We start from the raw sequence: 16,970 nt of genomic DNA, 5'->3' as shown, positions 1-16,970 counted from the left end.
CCATTTCCTACAGCATCCTGCTCTTTTTTAGATGAAATTGTCTGATAATCTTAACATTGTTGTCTTTATATTCCTTTAGGCAAAGATCTTCCTCAAATAAATAGCTAAACCATCTAACCTGGCTGATGAATTTGCTGGTAATGAAAACCATTCTTGTTTATATTGCCGTGGACACAACAAAGATGGGTTCAAAATGTACGTTTGCCTTTGCCACGCTATTTCCGATAAAAAAATTGCCAAGCTGACTTTAGAGCACGGTATCACCGATATTCGTGGTATCCGTAAAGTCACCCCGTTGGGGTCGCAATGTGGTAAATGTATTCGTACCGCCAAAGAAGTGATTGAAGAGACGGTTGCCGTTGCCTTCAAAAAAGCCAGTTAGCCTTTCCTTTCTGTGTAGCGCATGTCTTGCCGAACCCTCCTATGCGCTGCTTTTCCATTAAATTGAAACAGTTTTCACATGATCCTTAGTAGGGATGGGTGACATACTATGTCACCTCCTAATCAAATTTTGATGATTTTTCCGACAAAGGGTTGCGCTTGAAAGTGTGATCTGTATAATGCTCGCCACTGCCTGAGACGATAAGTTCTCGTAACTGCAGTTGTGAACCAATAAGCATTGAGGAAGAAGCTGAATTTCAGCTTAGGAATGTATACTCTGACTTATGTTCGCAGTCATTAAATTGACTGACAATGTGTCCAATTGGGACACTACGTTCACATAAATCAATCGGCATTCTCTCGTCTTAACGAGCTTGAGTGGCGATATTGTTTGTGTAATTTTTATTATTGGAGCTCTGTCTCATGCAGAACCAACGTATTCGTATCCGCCTAAAGGCTTTCGATCACCGTCTGATCGATCAGTCAACTGCGGAAATCGTTGAAACAGCTAAGCGTACTGGCGCGCAGGTTAAGGGTCCAATCCCTCTACCTACTCGTAAAGAGCGTTTCACTGTTCTTATTTCTCCTCACGTTAATAAGGACGCACGTGACCAGTACGAAATCCGTACTCACAAGCGCCTTATCGACATCGTTGAGCCAACAGACAAAACTGTTGACGCTCTTATGCGTCTAGACCTAGCTGCTGGCGTTGATGTTCAGATCAGCCTAGGTTAAGGGGAGATAAGAGAATGATTGGTCTAATCGGTCGTAAAGTGGGCATGACCCGCGTATTTACCGAAGATGGCGTTTCTATCCCAGTAACTGTGGTTGAAGTTGAAGCGAACCGCGTTTCTCAGGTTAAATCTGTTGAAACTGACGGCTACAACGCAATCCAGGTAACTACTGGTACTAAGAAAGCTAACCGTGTTTCTAAGCCAGAAGCTGGCCACTTTGCGAAAGCAGGTGTTGAAGCTGGTCGCGGTCTTTGGGAATTCCGTCTAGAGAACAATGAAGAGTTCGCTGTTGGCGCTGAGCTAACTGTTGAGCTGTTCAACGAAGTTAAAAAAGTAGACGTTACTGGTACATCTAAGGGTAAAGGCTTCCAGGGTGGCGTTAAGCGCTGGAACTTCCGTACTCAAGATATGACCCATGGTAACTCCTTGTCTCACCGTGCTCCTGGTTCTATCGGTCAGTGTCAGACTCCAGGTCGCGTATTTAAAGGCAAGAAAATGGCTGGTCACATGGGTGCTGAGCGTGTAACGACTCAGAACCTAGAGATCGTACGTGTTGACGCTGAGCGCAATCTGCTTCTTATCAAAGGTGCAGTACCAGGTGCTACAGGTGGCAACGTGATCGTTAAACCAGCTGTTAAAGCGTAACGTCGAGGAGTTAGTAATGGAATTGGTAGTCAAAGGCGCTGACGCGCTAACTGTCTCCGAAACTACTTTTGGGCGTGATTTCAATGAAGCGCTTGTACATCAGGTAGTTGTTGCTTACGCAGCAGGTGCTCGTCAAGGTACACGTGCTCAGAAGAATCGTTCTGACGTTTCTGGTGGTGGCGCTAAGCCATGGCGCCAGAAAGGTACAGGCCGCGCTCGTGCAGGTACTATCCGTAGCCCACTATGGCGTACCGGTGGTGTAACTTTCGCTGCTCGTCCACAGGACCACAGCCAGAAAGTTAACAAGAAAATGTACCGTGGTGCTATGAAGAGCATTCTTTCTGAGCTAGTTCGTCAAGAGCGTCTAATCGTTGTTGATAACTTCTCTGTAGAAGCACCTAAAACTAAAGCGCTAGTTGCTAAGCTGAAAGAGCTTGAGCTGACTGATGCGCTAATCGTAACTGGCGAACTAGATGAAAATCTATTCCTAGCAGCACGTAACCTATACAAAGTAGACGTACGTGATGCTAAGGCAATTGACCCAGTTAGCTTGATTGCTTTCGATAAAGTTGTGATGACTGCTGACGCAGTTAAACAAGTTGAGGAGATGCTAGCATGATCACTGAAGAGCGTATTTTAAAAGTTCTACGTGCTCCGCACATCTCTGAAAAAGCGACTATGGCTGCAGAAAACGGTAACACTATCGTATTCAAAGTAGCTATGACAGCAACTAAGAAAGAGATCAAAGCAGCAGTTGAAAAACTGTTCGAAGTTGAAGTTAAGTCTGTTAATACTCTTATCACTAAGGGTAAGACCAAACGTCAAGGTATGCGCCAAGGCCGTCGTTCAGACGTGAAGAAAGCGTACGTTATCTTGAAAGAAGGTCAAGACATCGACTTCGCTGGTAGTGCAGAGTAAGGCTAGGAGCAAAGAAGAATGGCTATTGTAAAATGTAAGCCGACTTCCCCAGGTCGTCGCCACGTAGTTAAAGTGGTTAACTCTGACCTGCATAAGGGTAAGCCGTACGCACCACTTCTAGAGAAAAAATCTAAGTCAGGTGGTCGTAACAATAACGGTCGTATCACAGTACGTCACATCGGTGGTGGTAACAAAAACCAGTACCGTATCATTGACTTCAAACGTACTAAAGATGGCATCCCAGCGAAAGTTGAGCGTCTAGAATACGATCCAAACCGTAGCGCAAACATCGCTCTAGTTCTGTACGCAGACGGTGAGCGCCGCTACATCATCGCACCTAAAGGTATCCAGGCTGGTGATTCAATCATGTCTGGCGCAGATGCTGCTATCAAAGTTGGTAACACTCTACCAATGCGCAACATCCCAGTAGGTTCAACTGTACACTGTGTTGAACTTAAGCCTGGTAAAGGTGCTCAGCTGGCTCGTTCAGCTGGTGCATACGCTCAGATCATTGCACGTGCAGGCGCATATGTGACTCTACGTCTACGTTCTGGTGAAATGCGTAAAGTTCTTGCTGAAGGTCGTGCGACTCTAGGTGAAGTTGGTAATGCAGAACACATGCTACGTGAGCTAGGTAAAGCTGGTGCTTCACGCTGGCGCGGTGTTCGTCCAACTGTACGTGGTGTTGTAATGAACCCAGTAGATCACCCACACGGTGGTGGTGAAGGTCGTACATCAGGCGGTCGTCACCCAGTTACACCTTGGGGTGTTCCTACTAAGGGTTACAAGACTCGTAAGAACAAGCGTACCGACAAGTACATCGTACGTCGTCGTAACAAGTAATTATAAAGAGGATACGCCATGCCACGTTCTCTCAAGAAAGGTCCATTTATTGACCTACACTTGCTGAAGAAGGTAGAGAAAGCGTTGGAAAGCGGTGACAAAAAGCCTGTTAAGACTTGGTCCCGTCGCTCAATGATCATCCCTCAGATGATCGGTTTGACCATCGCTGTCCATAATGGTCGTCAGCACGTTCCTGTTTTCGTTTCTGAAGAAATGATCGGTCACAAGCTAGGCGAATTTGCACCAACACGCACTTACCGCGGCCACGCTGCGGATAAGAAAGCTAAGAAGCGCTAAGGAGTAGGTAATGGAAGCTATCGCTAAACATCGCTTTGCTCGCATTTCGCCGCAGAAAGCTCGTTTGGTTGCAGATCAACTGCGCGGTAAGCCAGTTGCTCAAGCTCTTGAAATTCTTCAGTTCAGCAACAAAAAAGCTGCTGATCTAATCAAGAAAGTTCTAGAGTCTGCTATCGCTAACGCAGAACACAACGAAGGCGCAGACATTGATGATCTTAATGTTGCTAAAATCTTCGTTGACGAAGGTCCTACCATGAAGCGTATTATGCCTCGTGCTAAAGGCCGTGCCGATCGCATCTTGAAGCGTTCTAGCCACATCACTGTTGTTGTAGCAGACCGCTAAGAGATTAGGAGAGAAAGCAATGGGTCAGAAAGTACATCCTAATGGTATTCGTCTAGGCATCGTTAAGCCTTGGAATACCACTTGGTTTGCTAACAGCCAAGAGTTCGCTGACAACCTAGACGGCGACTTCAAGGTACGTCAGTTTCTTACTAAAGAACTGAAAAAAGCGTCTCTATCACGCATCGTTATCGAGCGTCCTGCTAAGAGCATCCGTGTAACTATTCACACTGCTCGTCCAGGCGTTGTAATCGGTAAGAAAGGTGAAGACGTAGAAAAACTACGCGCTCGCGTTGCTAAGATCGCTGGTGTTCCAGCTCAGATCAACATCGCTGAAGTACGTAAGCCAGAGCTAGACGGTCAGCTAGTTGCAGACAGCATTTCGTCTCAGCTAGAGCGTCGTGTTATGTTCCGTCGCGCTATGAAGCGTGCAGTTCAGAACGCTATGCGTCTTGGCGCTAAAGGTATCAAAGTTGAAGTAAGCGGCCGTCTAGGCGGTGCTGAAATCGCACGTTCTGAGTGGTACCGTGAAGGTCGTGTACCTCTACACACTCTTCGTGCTGACATTGATTACGCAACTTCTTCGGCTCACACCCAATACGGTGTAATCGGCGTTAAAGTTTGGATCTTCAAAGGTGAAGTTCTAGGCGGTATGCCAGTTGCTGAGCCTAAGGCTGACAAGCCTAAGAAGCAGCGCAAAAGCCGTAAATAAGGAGTTTATTGATGCTGCAACCAAAACGCACTAAATTCCGCAAGACCTTTAAAGGTCGTAACCGCGGTCTAGCGAACGGTACTGACGTAAGCTTCGGCTCATTTGGTCTTAAAGCAGTTGGCCGCGGCCGTATTACTGCTCGCCAGATCGAAGCAGCTCGTCGTGCTATGACTCGTCATATCAAACGTCAGGGCCAAATCTGGATTCGTGTATTCCCAGACAAACCTATTACATCTAAGCCTCTTGAAGTTCGTCAAGGTAAAGGTAAAGGTAACGTAGAATACTGGGTAGCACAGATTCAACCAGGTAAAGTTCTATACGAGATGGATGGTGTTCCTGAAGAACTAGCTCGTGAAGCATTCAACCTTGCTGCACGTAAGCTACCTATCAAGACTACATTCGTAACTAAGGCGGTGATGTGATGAACGCACAAGATCTGCGCGCTAAAAGCGTTGAAGAACTGAATGCTGAGCTTGTGAACCTGCTACGTGAACAGTTCAACCTGCGCATGCAGGCTGCGACTGGTCAACTACAGCAGACTCACACTCTAAAAGCTGTACGTCGCGATATCGCACGTGTTAAAACCGTTCTGACTGAGAAGGCTGGCGCATAATGAGCGAACAAATTCGTACTCAGCTTGGTCGTGTTGTTAGCGACAAAGGCGACAAGTCTATTGTTGTTGCAATCGAGCGTAAAGTGAAGCACCCGATCTACGGTAAGTACATCACTCGCACGACTAAACTTCACGCACATGACGAAAACAACGAGTGTGGCCTAGGCGATACAGTTGAAATTCGTGAGTGTCGTCCAATGTCTAAGACTAAATCTTGGACACTGGTACGCGTAGTTGAAAAAGCTCGCATCTAAGCGAACTTAACTACGATATAACAGAGCGGCCCCGAAAACTTTTGGGGCCGTTTATTTTTTGTCTACCCATCGGGCGAAAATGGTGTTATCATTCGCCGCCTTTGAAGAAAAGGCAAATCGACCCGAGATGGGTCTAGATGTTTAAAAACAGCGGAGCACTAACATGATCCAAATGCAAAGTATGCTAGAAGCAGCCGATAACTCCGGCGCTCGTAGCGTAATGTGTATTAAGGTTCTGGGTGGTTCTCACCGTCGCTATGCACATATCGGTGACATCATCAAAGTTACTGTGAAGGAAGCAATTCCTCGCGGTAAAGTTAAGAAAGGTGATGTACTGAAAGCGGTGGTTGTGCGCACCCGTAAAGGCGTTCGTCGTCCAGACGGCTCTGTCATTCGCTTTGACCGTAATGCTTGCGTACTGTTGAACGACACAAGTGAGCAACCAATCGGTACTCGTATCTTCGGCCCAGTGACTCGTGAACTTCGTAACGCGAAATTCATGAAGATTGTATCACTAGCGCCTGAAGTACTGTAAGGAGCGACTAAAATGGCAGCTAAAATCCGTCGTAACGACGAAGTTATCGTTCTTGCCGGCAAAGATAAAGGTAAGAAAGGTAAAGTAACTAAGGTCCTAGCAACCGGTAAAGTTATCGTTGAAGGTATCAACATGGTTAAGAAACACCAGAAGCCAGTTCCGGCAATGGGTGTTCAGGGTGGCATCGTAGAGCAAGAAGCTGCGATCGACGCCTCAAATGTTGCAATCGTTAACGGTGAAGGTAAAGCGGACCGTGTAGGCTTCCGATTCGAAGACGACAAAAAAGTTCGTTTCTTCAAATCGACTGGCGAAACTATCAAGTAATTCTGGAGTAGTACACTATGGCGAAACTGCATGATTACTACAAAGAGACTCTAGTAAAAGAACTTTCTGAAAAGTTTGAATACAAGAGTATCATGCAAGTCCCAAGGATCGAAAAAATCACACTTAACATGGGTGTGGGTGAAGCGATCAACGACAAAAAGCTTCTTGAGAATGCTGCTGCTGACATGACTGCTATTGCAGGTCAGAAGCCGCTTATCACTGTAGCTCGTAAGTCTGTTGCTGGCTTTAAGATCCGTGAGGGCTACCCTATCGGCTGTAAAGTAACCCTACGTGGCGAACGCATGTGGGATTTCTTCGAGCGTCTAATTTCAATTGCTGTACCTCGTATTCGTGATTTCCGTGGTCTAAACCCGAAATCTTTCGATGGTCGTGGTAACTACAGCATGGGCGTTCGTGAGCAGATCATCTTCCCAGAAATCGATTACGATAAAGTAGATCGTGTACGTGGTCTTGATATCACAATCACTACTTCTGCTAAATCTGACGAAGAAGCTCACGCTCTACTATCTGCTTTTAACTTCCCATTCCGTAAGTAAAAGTAAGGGTTACAAATGGCTAAAGAATCAATGAAGGCACGCGAAGCTAAACGTGCCAAGCTTGTAGTAAAGTTCGCTGAAAAGCGTGCAGCACTTAAAGCTCTAATTAGTGACGTGAATGCGTCTGAAGAAGATCGCTGGAATGCAGTGCTTAAACTTCAGTCACTACCACGTGATTCTAGTTCATCTCGTCAGCGTAACCGCTGTAACCAGACTGGACGTCCACACGGCTACCTACGTAAGTTCGGTCTATGCCGTATCAAGGTTCGTGAAGCTTGCATGAAAGGCGAGATTCCGGGTCTACGTAAGGCTAGCTGGTAATTAGTTGCCAAATTAGAATCACGGAGTATTGACTTATGAGCATGCAAGATCCGATTTCGGATATGCTGACCCGTCTTCGTAACGGTCAGGCAGCGAAAAAAGTTGCTGTTAAAATGCCATCTTCAAAAATGAAAGTTGCAATCGCAGCTCTTCTAAAAGAAGAAGGTTTCGTGGCTGACTACACTGTTTCTGGTGAAGTTAAGCCTGAGCTAGAAGTTACTCTTAAGTACTTCGAAGCAAACCCAGTTATCGAGCAAATCCAACGTGTATCACGTCCTGGTCTGCGCATCTACAAGAAAAAAGATGCTCTACCATCAGTGATGGGTGGCCTTGGTATTGCTGTTGTATCCACTTCCAAGGGTCTTATGACCGACCGCGCTGCTCGCAAAGCGGGTCTTGGCGGTGAGATTATCTGCTACGTAGCATAATAGGAGTAGGAAATGTCTCGTGTTGCAAAAGCACCTGTAGTTATTCCTGCCGGCGTAGAAGTTAAACTTAACGGTCAGGAAATCACTGTTAAAGGTGGTAAAGGCGAACTAGTTCGCGTTATCAACGAAGCAGTTGTATTGTCCCAGGAAGAGAACACTATCACTTTCGGTCCACGCGAAGGTGTTGTTAACGCTTGGGCACAAGCAGGTACTGCTCGTGCACTAGTGAACAACATGGTTGTTGGTGTTACTGAAGGCTTTACTAAGAAGCTTACTCTTAAGGGTGTAGGTTACCGTGCTGCCATCAAAGGCAACTCTGTAGCACTAACTCTAGGCTTCTCTCACCCAGTTGAGCACGAATTGCCAGCCGGTATTAAAGCTGAATGTCCTTCACAAACTGAAATCGTACTAACTGGTACTGATAAGCAGGTTGTTGGTCAGGTAGCGGCTGATATTCGCGCTTACCGTAGCCCTGAACCTTATAAAGGTAAAGGTGTTCGTTACGCCGACGAAGTCGTGCGTACTAAAGAAGCTAAGAAGAAGTAAGGTAACACTATGGATAAGAAAGCATCTCGTATCCGTCGTGCGACCCGAGCACGTCGTAAGATTGCTGAACTGGGCGCAACTCGTCTAGTTGTACACCGTACTCCACGTCACGTGTACGCTCAGGTAATCGCACCAAATGGCTCTGAGGTTATCGCTGCCGCTTCTACCCTAGAAAAAGCGATTCGCGAGCAGGTTAAGAGTACTGGCAACAAAGACGCTGCTACAGCTGTAGGTAAAGCTATTGCTGAGCGCGCGATTGAAAAAGGCATCTCTAACGTTGCATTCGATCGTTCTGGTTTCCAATACCACGGCCGTGTAGCTGCACTAGCAGAAGCTGCTCGTGAAGCTGGTCTGAAATTCTAAGGTAGGCGGAAGATGGCTAACGAAAAAACTCAATCAGATTTGAATGAAAAGCTGATCGCAGTTAACCGTGTGTCTAAGACGGTTAAAGGTGGTCGTATTTTCAGCTTTACTGCACTAACTGTAGTTGGTGACGGTAACGGTCGCATCGGTTTTGGTTACGGTAAGGCACGTGAAGTACCTGCTGCAATCCAGAAAGCGATGGAAAAAGCACGCCGTAACATGGTTACTGTAGCGCTAAACGACGGTACTCTACACCACGCTGTTAAAGGTCGCCACACTGGTTCTAAAGTGTACATGCAGCCTGCATCAGAAGGTACTGGTATCATCGCCGGTGGTGCAATGCGTGCAGTGCTAGAAGTTGCGGGTATCCGTAACGTACTAGCTAAAGCATACGGCTCAACAAACCCAATCAACGTTGTTCGCGCAACTATTGATGGTTTGAGTGGCATGAACTCTCCAGAAATGATCGCAGCTAAGCGTGGTCTTTCTGTTAAAGAAATTCTGGAGTAATCGACATGGCTAAGACTATTAAAGTAACACAGACAAAGAGCTCTATCGGTCGTCTACCGAAGCATAAAGCTACTTTGCGTGGCCTAGGCCTTCGTCGCATCAACCACACTGTAGAACTTGAAGATACTGCTTGCGTACGCGGCATGATCAACAAAGTTTACTACATGGTTAAAGTTGAGGAGTAATCAGTATGCGTTTGAATACTCTATCACCGGCTGCTGGTTCTAAGCCTTCTGCGAAGCGCGTAGGCCGTGGTATCGGTTCAGGTCTGGGTAAAACTTGTGGCCGTGGTCACAAAGGTCAGAAATCACGTTCAGGTGGTTCTGTACGTCCAGGCTTCGAAGGCGGTCAGATGCCTTTGAAACAGCGTCTACCAAAATTCGGTTTTACTTCTCGCAAGAGCCTGGTAACAGCTGAAGTTCGTCTAGCTGAGCTAGCGAAAGTTGAAGGTGACGTAGTAAGCCTTGAAACGCTGAAAGCAGCGAACCTTATCACTAAGAACATTGAGTTCGTGAAAGTTGTACTTTCTGGTGAAATTGCTCGTTCTGTTACAGTTAAAGGCCTACGCGTAACTAAAGGCGCTAAAGCTGCTATCGAAGCTGCAGGCGGTAAAATCGAGGAATAATTAACTCGAGGATGAGGTACAGATGGCTAAACAACCAGGACAAGATTTTCGTAGTGCACAAGGTGGCCTAGCAGAGCTTAAGACTCGCCTGCTATTCGTATTAGGTGCTATCTTAATTTTCCGAGCGGGCTCTTTTGTGCCTATTCCTGGTATTGACGCTGCTGTACTTGCCGATCTGTTCGAACAGCAAAAGGGCACCGTCATTGAACTGTTTAACATGTTCTCTGGTGGTGCACTTGAGCGTGCTTCTATCTTGGCACTGGGTATCATGCCGTACATTTCGGCATCGATCATTGTCCAGTTGCTGACGGTTGTTCATCCGGCTTTGGCCGAGTTGAAAAAGGAAGGGGAGTCTGGACGTCGCAAGATTAGCCAGTACACCCGTTACGGCACGCTCGTTTTGGCAACCTTCCAAGCAATTGGTATTGCAACGGGGTTACCTAGTATGATCCCAGGCCTGGTAGTTAATCCAGGTCTAGGATTTTACTTTGTCGCGGTAGTGAGTTTGGTTACCGGTACCATGTTCTTGATGTGGTTGGGTGAGCAGATTACCGAGCGTGGCATTGGTAACGGCATCTCAGTGATTATTTTCACTGGTATCGTTGCTGGTTTGCCGCCGGCTATTGGACAGACCGTAGAGCAAGCACGTCAAGGTGAATTGCACGTACTTCTTCTACTGTTAATTGCAGTAATATCTTTCGCTGTTATTTATTTCGTAGTGTTCATGGAGCGTGGTCAACGTCGTATTGTCGTTAACTATGCCAAGCGTCAGCAGGGCCGTCGTGTCTTCGCTGCACAGAGCACTCATCTGCCGTTGAAAATCAACATGGCAGGCGTAATTCCAGCGATTTTCGCATCAAGTATTATTCTGTTCCCGGGCACACTGGCTCAGTGGTTCGGTCAGAATGAAAACCTAGGCTGGTTAAGTGATATTTCACTTGCACTAAGCCCAGGCCAACCACTTTATGTGATGCTTTATGCTGCTGCGATTATTTTCTTCTGTTTCTTCTATACCGCGTTGGTGTTTAACCCTCGCGAGACAGCTGATAACTTGAAGAAGTCTGGTGCGTTCGTACCTGGTATTCGCCCGGGTGAGCAGACCGCGAAATACATAGATAAAGTGATGACACGTTTGACACTGGCAGGCGCGTTATATATCACCTTTATCTGTCTGATCCCCGAGTTTATGATGATTGCATGGAATGTCCGCTTCTATTTCGGCGGTACATCACTACTAATCGTAGTTGTAGTTATTATGGACTTCATGGCTCAAGTTCAGACACACTTGATGTCTCAACAATATGAGTCTGTTTTGAAAAAGGCTAATCTTAAAGGTCACGGCCGTTAAGACTGGTTATCCATTTACGGAGTTTAGCAATGAAAGTTCGTGCTTCCGTTAAGAAAATCTGCCGTAACTGTAAAGTTATCAAGCGCAACGGTGTTGTGCGTGTAATTTGCAGTGAGCCAAAGCATAAACAGCGCCAAGGCTAATTAGCAGAAATATTTCTTGCAAATTGAAGGTAGGTTGGCTAAATTAGCCAACCAATCTTTTGTGTGTGCAAAAGAATTGTTCCACCGCTGCGTATCCTACACGGGCTTTGCAGCGGTTATTCTTGAAAAGTACTAGGAGTGAATAGTGGCCCGTATTGCAGGCATTAACATTCCTGATCAGAAACATTCTGTAATCGCTCTTACTGCGATCTACGGCATTGGTAAGACTCGCTCTCAAGCTATCCTAGCTGAAGCGGGTATTGCTGAAAATGTTAAGATCAGTGAACTGACTGAAGAGCAGATCGATCTACTGCGTGATGGTGTAGCTAAGTACACTGTAGAAGGTGATCTACGTCGTGAAGTATCAATGAACATCAAGCGTCTAATGGACCTTGGCTGTTACCGTGGTCTTCGTCATCGTCGCAGTCTACCACTACGTGGACAGCGTACTAAAACCAACGCACGTACCCGTAAGGGTCCGCGCAAGCCGATCAAAAAATAATCGGATAAGGTAGAGTACAATGGCAAAACAACCAACTCGCGCTCGTAAGCGCGTACGCAAGCAAGTAGCTGATGGCGTTGCGCACATTCATGCTTCTTTCAATAACACAATCGTAACCATTACTGACCGTCAGGGTAACGCTCTATCTTGGGCTACTGCAGGTGGTTCTGGTTTCCGTGGTTCTCGTAAATCTACTCCGTTCGCTGCACAGGTTGCTGCTGAGCGTTGTGGTGAAATGGCCAAAGAATATGGCGTTAAGAACCTGGAAGTTATGGTTAAGGGCCCAGGTCCTGGTCGTGAGTCAACTATCCGCGCTCTAAACGCTGCGGGTTTCCGTATCACTAACATTGTTGATGCGACTCCGATTCCTCATAACGGTTGTCGTCCACCTAAGAAACGTCGCGTATAACGTTTCTAGGAAAACTGGAGAAAGAACATGGCAAGATATTTGGGTCCTAAGCTGAAGCTTAGTCGTCGTGAAGGCACTGACTTATTCCTTAAGTCAGGTGTACGCGCGATTGATACCAAGTGTAAAATTGATAACGCACCAGGTGTACACGGCGCTCGTCGCGGTCGTCTATCTGACTATGGCGTTCAGCTTCGTGAGAAGCAAAAAGTTCGTCGTACTTACGGCGTTCTAGAAAAACAATTCCGTAACTACTACCAAGAAGCCGCTCGCATCAAGGGCAACACAGGTGAAAACCTGCTTCAGCTTCTAGAAGGTCGTTTAGATAACGTAGTTTACCGCATGGGCTTTGGCGCAACTCGCGCAGAAGCACGTCAGTTGGTAAGCCACAAAGCGATCCTAGTTAACGGTCAAGTCGTAAACGTTCCTTCTTTCAAGGTAGCGGCTAACGACGTTGTTAGCATTCGTGAGAAAGCTAAGAACCAAGCACGCATCAAAGCAGCTCTAGAAGTTGCTACTCAGCGTGAACTACCGACTTGGGTCGAAGTAGACAGCAAGAAGTTGGAAGGTACGTTCAAGCGTCTTCCAGAACGTTCTGATTTGTCTGCCGACATCAACGAACACCTGATCGTCGAGCTTTACTCTAAGTAAGGCTATAGTTAAGAGAGGACACAATGCAGGGTTCTGTAACAGAATTTCTTAAGCCGCGTCTTGTTGATATTGAACAAGTTAGCACGACGCATGCAAAAGTAACTCTTGAGCCGCTAGAGCGTGGTTTTGGCCACACTCTAGGTAACGCTCTACGTCGTATTCTTCTATCTTCAATGCCGGGTTGTGCCGTAACTGAAGTGGAAATCGATGGTGTGTTACACGAGTACAGCACCAAAGAAGGAGTACAGGAAGATGTTCTTGAAATCCTTCTGAACCTTAAAGGTCTAGCCGTTAAGGTTGAGGGTAAAGACGAAGTTATCCTTACTCTGAACAAATCTGGTGCAGGCCCTGTTGTTGCAGGTGACATCACCCACGACGGTGATGTTGAGATTGCGAACCCAGAACACGTAATCTGCCACCTAACTGATGACAATGCTGACATCAGCATGCGCATCAAGGTAGAACGTGGTCGTGGCTATGTACCATCGTCTGCTCGTATTCACACTGAAGAAGATGAGCGTCCAATTGGTCGTCTGCTAGTTGATGCAACTTACAGCCCAGTTGACCGTATCGCATACGCCGTTGAGGCAGCACGTGTTGAACAACGTACTGACCTAGACAAGCTTGTTATCGATATGGAGACTAACGGTACACTTGATCCTGAGGAAGCTATCCGTCGTGCAGCTACTATCCTAGCTGAGCAGCTGGATGCGTTCGTAGATCTACGCGATGTACGAGTTCCTGAAGAGAAAGAAGAGAAGCCGGAGTTCGATCCGATCCTACTGCGTCCTGTAGACGATCTTGAACTAACTGTTCGCTCTGCTAACTGTTTGAAAGCAGAAGCGATCCACTACATCGGTGATCTTGTTCAGCGAACTGAGGTTGAGCTACTTAAAACGCCAAACCTTGGTAAGAAGTCTTTGACTGAAATAAAAGACGTGCTGGCTTCACGTGGTCTGTCTCTGGGTATGCGCCTGGAAAACTGGCCGCCAGCATCAATCGCTGAAGATTAATAGTTACTGATATCTAGTTAGAAGGATTAGGTCATGCGCCATCGTAAGAGTGGTCGTCAACTCAACCGCAACAGCAGCCATCGCAAAGCGATGTTCAGCAACATGGCTGGCTCTCTGGTACGTCACGAACTTATCAAGACTACCCTGCCTAAGGCAAAAGAGCTGCGTCGCGTAATTGAGCCATTGATTACCCTAGCTAAGACTGACAGTGTTGCTAACCGTCGTCTTGCATTCGCACGTACTCGTGATAACGAAGTTGTTGCGAAACTATTTAACGAACTGGGCCCACGTTTTGCTCAGCGTCCAGGCGGTTACACTCGCATTATGAAATGCGGTTTCCGTGCTGGCGATAAAGCCCCTATGGCTTATATCGAGCTAGTAGATCGTCCTGAAGCTCAGGAAGAAGCTGCTGCTGAATAAGCACTAGCGCGTTAAATAAAAAGAGGCCGAGTCTATGACTCGGCTTTTTTTTTGCATCAATTTCCCTTATTTAGGGAGGATTGAGCATGATTTATCTGTTTATTGACAGTTCTGGCTTTGGTGGGATTGAAAGTCATATTCACCAGTTGGCTCTGCTGATTCAATCTCGCGATGTTGAGGTTGAGGTTGTTTATCTGCAGCGTTGTCCCGGTCATCCCCAATATGAACGGCTGACGGAAAGCCAAATTCCGTTTCGGTTCCTATCTGATTCATCATCACACCGTTTTTTTTGTAGCCTTTCCAAAGATGATGTCGTTCATGCCCATGGTTATAAAGCCTCAATCATGGCCCGATTATTTCGTCTATTCGCTCCTTATCGTTTAATCACTACTTTCCACGCTGGTGAATCGCTTACTGGCAGGTTAGCTGTTTATGAATGGTTGAACGCTTATACCGGTTTCCTTTCTTATAATCTGGCGGTGAGTTCTCCTATTCTTGAGCGCCAGCCGTTTAGTTGCGAATTGCTGCGCAATTTTGTACTGAGCGAATTACCCTTGCCGATAAGGTCGCGTCATTCAACATTACAGGTCGGTTTTGTCGGGCGTCTTAGTCACGAAAAAGGGATTGATCGTTTTCTCCGCCTTAGCGAATCCCATGCTGATTATCATTTTCATGTATTTGGAGACGGGGAGCTGGCACCGCTGGTAAGGGGAAAATCGACGCTTAGCTGGCATGGTTCTGTTTCATCGATGACTTCGTATTGGCAGCACCTTGATGTATTGGTTATTAGCTCTCGAGCTGAGGGCTTGCCGATGGTTGCACTGGAAGCGATGGCCAATGGTGTACTTGTTTTGGCGACAGATGTAGGGGATTTAGCGTGTTTGCTACCTGCTGATTGTTTAGTTAAAGAGTCTCAGTGGCGTCGGCTATCGAGGTTACTTAAGCGGTTAGAAAACTTCACTCATGATGAATGGTGTTCTTTGTCCTGTCAGTTGCAGAGTAAGATCATGACGCAGTTCAGTGGTGATAGTCGCTGGCCTCAACTCACTCGGGTCTATCAGCTTACAAGCTCTGAGTGTCAGTAAGAATAATTGATAGCAAACTACAGTCATCGGCTGGGGTTTGCGGTGTCCGTTGCCATAGATACTTATGTCGTTGTTCTGGCTGCATGGCTTGGATTGTCATGAGTTCTTTTTTGGCCCATTGTGATTCATACAAGCCGTCACTGTAACAGTGAAGGCTATCCCCTGAATAAAGCTGAGTTTGCCAGCTGTTGATCTCAAGTGTATTGAAGAGTCCAAGTAATCCCATTGAAGGTTCGATGAGCTGATGTTGGTCTGAGAACAAAATTGGTGTTGGCATACCAGCGTTATAAACCGTTAGCATATTATCAGTACTGAGATGAAGAATGAGCAGGCAAATCAGGCTGGATTTATTGCCTGCATGGTAGAGGTGGTCATTCAGTATCTGACACAGGAGCTGAGGAGTGATTTCTGGCATGTGTAGAAGCCCTTGAATTACCCCGAAATAAACGGCTCCGTTAGTTTTTGCGGCCATTCCATGTCCCATTTGATCGCCGAGGAGTAATAGCTGAGAGCCATCGTTTAGCTGCTTTTGCATGACGAAATCACCACTGATTTGCGGTTCTTGGTTAAGTAGTAATTTCCGCCCGTTATGAATAGGTAAGAGATTGTTATAGAAAGTGTGGGTGTTGAGTTGTTGCTGTAGTTTGTCTTCAAAAGCAGAAAGCAGATGATGATGACGTTTGAGTACCCGAGCCAGTACCACGGATAGGTGTGGTTTGCTGATCGGTTTGGCAAGAAAGTCATCTATACCTGATTGAGCTGCGGCGGAAAGTGTTTCAGTTATGGTATCAGCTGACAGGAATATAAATGGCAGCAGTCGGTGTCGTTGGATAGTTGCGACCTGACGGCGGAAATCAAAGCCGTCAATATCAGGCATATGCAGATCTGTCAGGACCAGATCGCAGTGATTTTTCTTTAGCCATTGGAGAGCTTCGCTAGCCTGGCTGAAAAGTGCTAGCTGGTAATCCTGCTTCAGGAAATGGGCGAGCAGGGTAAGTTGACTTTGGCTATCGTCGACGATGATGATTTGTTTGCGGTGGTTCTGTTTGGGGAGCTGAAATCGTATTTGGTTGTAGCCGTGGAGGTTGTGATAGGTAAAAGAGGGGAAGGTCGCCCGGATGAGCGCAAGTCCCATACCATTTTCAACGGCTACATCGGGTAGCTCTGCGGCTTCTAGTTGCTGGGTCAGTTGATGCCAAGGAGAGCCATTATCACGAATCGAAAAAATATATCGGCCGTTTGACCGGCCGTAGCTGATGGTTACCTGGCTGGCCACGTCATCTTGATGTTCGAGTAAGTTAGCACAGTATTCGCTGCAGACGAGTTTGATATTTTGTAAGGCTTCAGGCTCAAGATGCAGTGCTTGTGACTTGTTGTCGAGTGCAGTTCTGATCCGGCTCAGATTTTCGTAGCTGAGAGTAAATTGCCGTTGAAACAGGGTCTGATACATTGATGG

Annotated in this window: 31 protein-coding genes; 30 read left to right on the top strand and 1 reads right to left on the bottom strand. The window is 46.6% G+C overall.

What is annotated here, in order from left to right:
• Nucleotides 1-193 precede the first annotated feature (193 nt).
• The 30 genes from Q0852_RS08105 (at nt 194) to Q0852_RS07960 (ending at nt 15,514) form a co-directional block, all read left to right on the top strand.
• Nucleotides 194-382: a (2Fe-2S)-binding protein gene (locus Q0852_RS08105; RefSeq protein ID WP_299016760.1), complete on the top strand. Its 189-nt coding sequence runs from the start codon at nt 194-196 to the stop codon at nt 380-382.
• Between the two features lie 422 nt (nt 383-804).
• Nucleotides 805-1,116 carry a 30S ribosomal protein S10 gene (rpsJ, locus tag Q0852_RS08100; protein ID WP_002541412.1) on the top strand — a complete coding sequence of 104 codons (312 nt, stop codon included), beginning with the start codon at nt 805-807 and terminating at the stop codon, nt 1,114-1,116.
• Nucleotides 1,117-1,130: 14 nt separating this feature from the next.
• The gene (gene rplC / locus Q0852_RS08095) at nt 1,131-1,760 is read left to right on the top strand and encodes a 50S ribosomal protein L3 (RefSeq protein ID WP_299016691.1); all 630 of its coding nucleotides are present in this window, start codon (nt 1,131-1,133) and stop codon (nt 1,758-1,760) included.
• A gap of 16 nt (nt 1,761-1,776) precedes the next feature.
• The gene (gene rplD, locus Q0852_RS08090; protein WP_299016688.1) at nt 1,777-2,379 is read left to right on the top strand and encodes a 50S ribosomal protein L4; all 603 of its coding nucleotides are present in this window, start codon (nt 1,777-1,779) and stop codon (nt 2,377-2,379) included.
• Nucleotides 2,376-2,678, top strand: coding sequence for a 50S ribosomal protein L23 (rplW, locus tag Q0852_RS08085; protein WP_299016685.1), 303 nt, complete (start codon nt 2,376-2,378; stop codon nt 2,676-2,678). Before rplD ends, rplW begins: the two co-directional genes overlap by 4 nt.
• Before the next feature lie 18 nt (nt 2,679-2,696).
• Nucleotides 2,697-3,521 carry a 50S ribosomal protein L2 gene (gene rplB, locus Q0852_RS08080; RefSeq protein WP_299016683.1) on the top strand — a complete coding sequence of 275 codons (825 nt, stop codon included), beginning with the start codon at nt 2,697-2,699 and terminating at the stop codon, nt 3,519-3,521.
• An 18-nt stretch (nt 3,522-3,539) separates the two neighbouring features.
• Nucleotides 3,540-3,818: a 30S ribosomal protein S19 gene (rpsS, locus tag Q0852_RS08075; protein WP_005302795.1), complete on the top strand. Its 279-nt coding sequence runs from the start codon at nt 3,540-3,542 to the stop codon at nt 3,816-3,818.
• A gap of 10 nt (nt 3,819-3,828) precedes the next feature.
• Nucleotides 3,829-4,161 carry a 50S ribosomal protein L22 gene (gene rplV / locus Q0852_RS08070; protein ID WP_255389251.1) on the top strand — a complete coding sequence of 111 codons (333 nt, stop codon included), beginning with the start codon at nt 3,829-3,831 and terminating at the stop codon, nt 4,159-4,161.
• A 19-nt stretch (nt 4,162-4,180) separates the two neighbouring features.
• On the top strand, nt 4,181-4,870 hold the full coding sequence (rpsC, locus tag Q0852_RS08065) for a 30S ribosomal protein S3 (protein ID WP_299016676.1): 690 nt from the start codon (nt 4,181-4,183) through the stop codon (nt 4,868-4,870).
• A gap of 11 nt (nt 4,871-4,881) precedes the next feature.
• Complete coding sequence (gene rplP, locus Q0852_RS08060; protein WP_299016674.1) at nt 4,882-5,292, top strand: 50S ribosomal protein L16; 411 nt, start codon at nt 4,882-4,884, stop codon at nt 5,290-5,292.
• Nucleotides 5,292-5,483 carry a 50S ribosomal protein L29 gene (rpmC, locus tag Q0852_RS08055; RefSeq protein WP_007469134.1) on the top strand — a complete coding sequence of 64 codons (192 nt, stop codon included), beginning with the start codon at nt 5,292-5,294 and terminating at the stop codon, nt 5,481-5,483. Before rplP ends, rpmC begins: the two co-directional genes overlap by 1 nt.
• Nucleotides 5,483-5,737: a 30S ribosomal protein S17 gene (rpsQ, locus tag Q0852_RS08050; RefSeq protein WP_036816268.1), complete on the top strand. Its 255-nt coding sequence runs from the start codon at nt 5,483-5,485 to the stop codon at nt 5,735-5,737. Before rpmC ends, rpsQ begins: the two co-directional genes overlap by 1 nt.
• Before the next feature lie 163 nt (nt 5,738-5,900).
• Complete coding sequence (rplN, locus tag Q0852_RS08045; RefSeq protein WP_299016660.1) at nt 5,901-6,272, top strand: 50S ribosomal protein L14; 372 nt, start codon at nt 5,901-5,903, stop codon at nt 6,270-6,272.
• Between the two features lie 12 nt (nt 6,273-6,284).
• Nucleotides 6,285-6,596 carry a 50S ribosomal protein L24 gene (gene rplX / locus Q0852_RS08040; protein WP_299016658.1) on the top strand — a complete coding sequence of 104 codons (312 nt, stop codon included), beginning with the start codon at nt 6,285-6,287 and terminating at the stop codon, nt 6,594-6,596.
• Nucleotides 6,597-6,613: 17 nt separating this feature from the next.
• Nucleotides 6,614-7,153, top strand: coding sequence for a 50S ribosomal protein L5 (rplE, locus tag Q0852_RS08035; protein ID WP_299016655.1), 540 nt, complete (start codon nt 6,614-6,616; stop codon nt 7,151-7,153).
• Between the two features lie 15 nt (nt 7,154-7,168).
• Nucleotides 7,169-7,474 (top strand): 30S ribosomal protein S14, encoded by a 306-nt coding sequence (gene rpsN, locus Q0852_RS08030; protein ID WP_299016652.1) that lies wholly within the window; start codon nt 7,169-7,171, stop codon nt 7,472-7,474.
• A gap of 35 nt (nt 7,475-7,509) precedes the next feature.
• Nucleotides 7,510-7,902 carry a 30S ribosomal protein S8 gene (gene rpsH, locus Q0852_RS08025; protein WP_036816282.1) on the top strand — a complete coding sequence of 131 codons (393 nt, stop codon included), beginning with the start codon at nt 7,510-7,512 and terminating at the stop codon, nt 7,900-7,902.
• Nucleotides 7,903-7,914: 12 nt separating this feature from the next.
• A complete protein-coding gene (rplF, locus tag Q0852_RS08020) occupies nt 7,915-8,448 on the top strand; it encodes a 50S ribosomal protein L6 (RefSeq protein WP_299016645.1) in 534 nt (177 codons plus the stop codon).
• 9 nt (nt 8,449-8,457) lie between these two features.
• Entirely contained in the window at nt 8,458-8,811 is a 354-nt protein-coding gene (rplR, locus tag Q0852_RS08015; protein ID WP_299016643.1) for a 50S ribosomal protein L18, read from the top strand.
• A gap of 12 nt (nt 8,812-8,823) precedes the next feature.
• Nucleotides 8,824-9,321, top strand: coding sequence for a 30S ribosomal protein S5 (rpsE, locus tag Q0852_RS08010; protein ID WP_107349865.1), 498 nt, complete (start codon nt 8,824-8,826; stop codon nt 9,319-9,321).
• A gap of 5 nt (nt 9,322-9,326) precedes the next feature.
• On the top strand, nt 9,327-9,506 hold the full coding sequence (gene rpmD / locus Q0852_RS08005) for a 50S ribosomal protein L30 (protein ID WP_005302823.1): 180 nt from the start codon (nt 9,327-9,329) through the stop codon (nt 9,504-9,506).
• Nucleotides 9,507-9,511: 5 nt separating this feature from the next.
• Complete coding sequence (rplO, locus tag Q0852_RS08000) at nt 9,512-9,946, top strand: 50S ribosomal protein L15 (RefSeq protein ID WP_299016633.1); 435 nt, start codon at nt 9,512-9,514, stop codon at nt 9,944-9,946.
• 22 nt (nt 9,947-9,968) lie between these two features.
• Nucleotides 9,969-11,294 carry a preprotein translocase subunit SecY gene (secY, locus tag Q0852_RS07995; RefSeq protein ID WP_299016630.1) on the top strand — a complete coding sequence of 442 codons (1,326 nt, stop codon included), beginning with the start codon at nt 9,969-9,971 and terminating at the stop codon, nt 11,292-11,294.
• 29 nt (nt 11,295-11,323) lie between these two features.
• On the top strand, nt 11,324-11,437 hold the full coding sequence (gene rpmJ, locus Q0852_RS07990) for a 50S ribosomal protein L36 (protein WP_000868186.1): 114 nt from the start codon (nt 11,324-11,326) through the stop codon (nt 11,435-11,437).
• A gap of 145 nt (nt 11,438-11,582) precedes the next feature.
• Nucleotides 11,583-11,939, top strand: a complete 357-nt coding sequence (gene rpsM / locus Q0852_RS07985) for a 30S ribosomal protein S13 (protein ID WP_299016470.1) — start codon at nt 11,583-11,585, stop codon at nt 11,937-11,939.
• A 19-nt stretch (nt 11,940-11,958) separates the two neighbouring features.
• On the top strand, nt 11,959-12,348 hold the full coding sequence (rpsK, locus tag Q0852_RS07980; RefSeq protein ID WP_005370963.1) for a 30S ribosomal protein S11: 390 nt from the start codon (nt 11,959-11,961) through the stop codon (nt 12,346-12,348).
• 27 nt (nt 12,349-12,375) lie between these two features.
• Entirely contained in the window at nt 12,376-12,996 is a 621-nt protein-coding gene (gene rpsD, locus Q0852_RS07975) for a 30S ribosomal protein S4 (protein ID WP_299016438.1), read from the top strand.
• A 23-nt stretch (nt 12,997-13,019) separates the two neighbouring features.
• Nucleotides 13,020-14,009 carry a DNA-directed RNA polymerase subunit alpha gene (gene rpoA, locus Q0852_RS07970; protein WP_299016436.1) on the top strand — a complete coding sequence of 330 codons (990 nt, stop codon included), beginning with the start codon at nt 13,020-13,022 and terminating at the stop codon, nt 14,007-14,009.
• A 33-nt stretch (nt 14,010-14,042) separates the two neighbouring features.
• Nucleotides 14,043-14,429 carry a 50S ribosomal protein L17 gene (gene rplQ / locus Q0852_RS07965; RefSeq protein WP_007468807.1) on the top strand — a complete coding sequence of 129 codons (387 nt, stop codon included), beginning with the start codon at nt 14,043-14,045 and terminating at the stop codon, nt 14,427-14,429.
• Between the two features lie 86 nt (nt 14,430-14,515).
• On the top strand, nt 14,516-15,514 hold the full coding sequence (locus Q0852_RS07960) for a glycosyltransferase family 4 protein (protein WP_299016425.1): 999 nt from the start codon (nt 14,516-14,518) through the stop codon (nt 15,512-15,514).
• On the opposite strand, the gene Q0852_RS07955 is transcribed toward Q0852_RS07960, so the two are convergent.
• Nucleotides 15,492-16,964, bottom strand: coding sequence for a response regulator (locus tag Q0852_RS07955; protein WP_299016422.1), 1,473 nt, complete (start codon nt 16,962-16,964; stop codon nt 15,492-15,494). The two genes, Q0852_RS07960 and Q0852_RS07955, sit on opposite strands and share 23 nt — an antisense overlap.
• Nucleotides 16,965-16,970 lie beyond the last annotated feature (6 nt).

The sequence above is a fragment of the uncultured Photobacterium sp. genome, assembly GCF_947502415.1.
Lineage (GTDB): Bacteria > Pseudomonadota > Gammaproteobacteria > Enterobacterales > Vibrionaceae > Photobacterium.
This window is presented reverse-complemented; position numbering and strand designations above follow the sequence as displayed.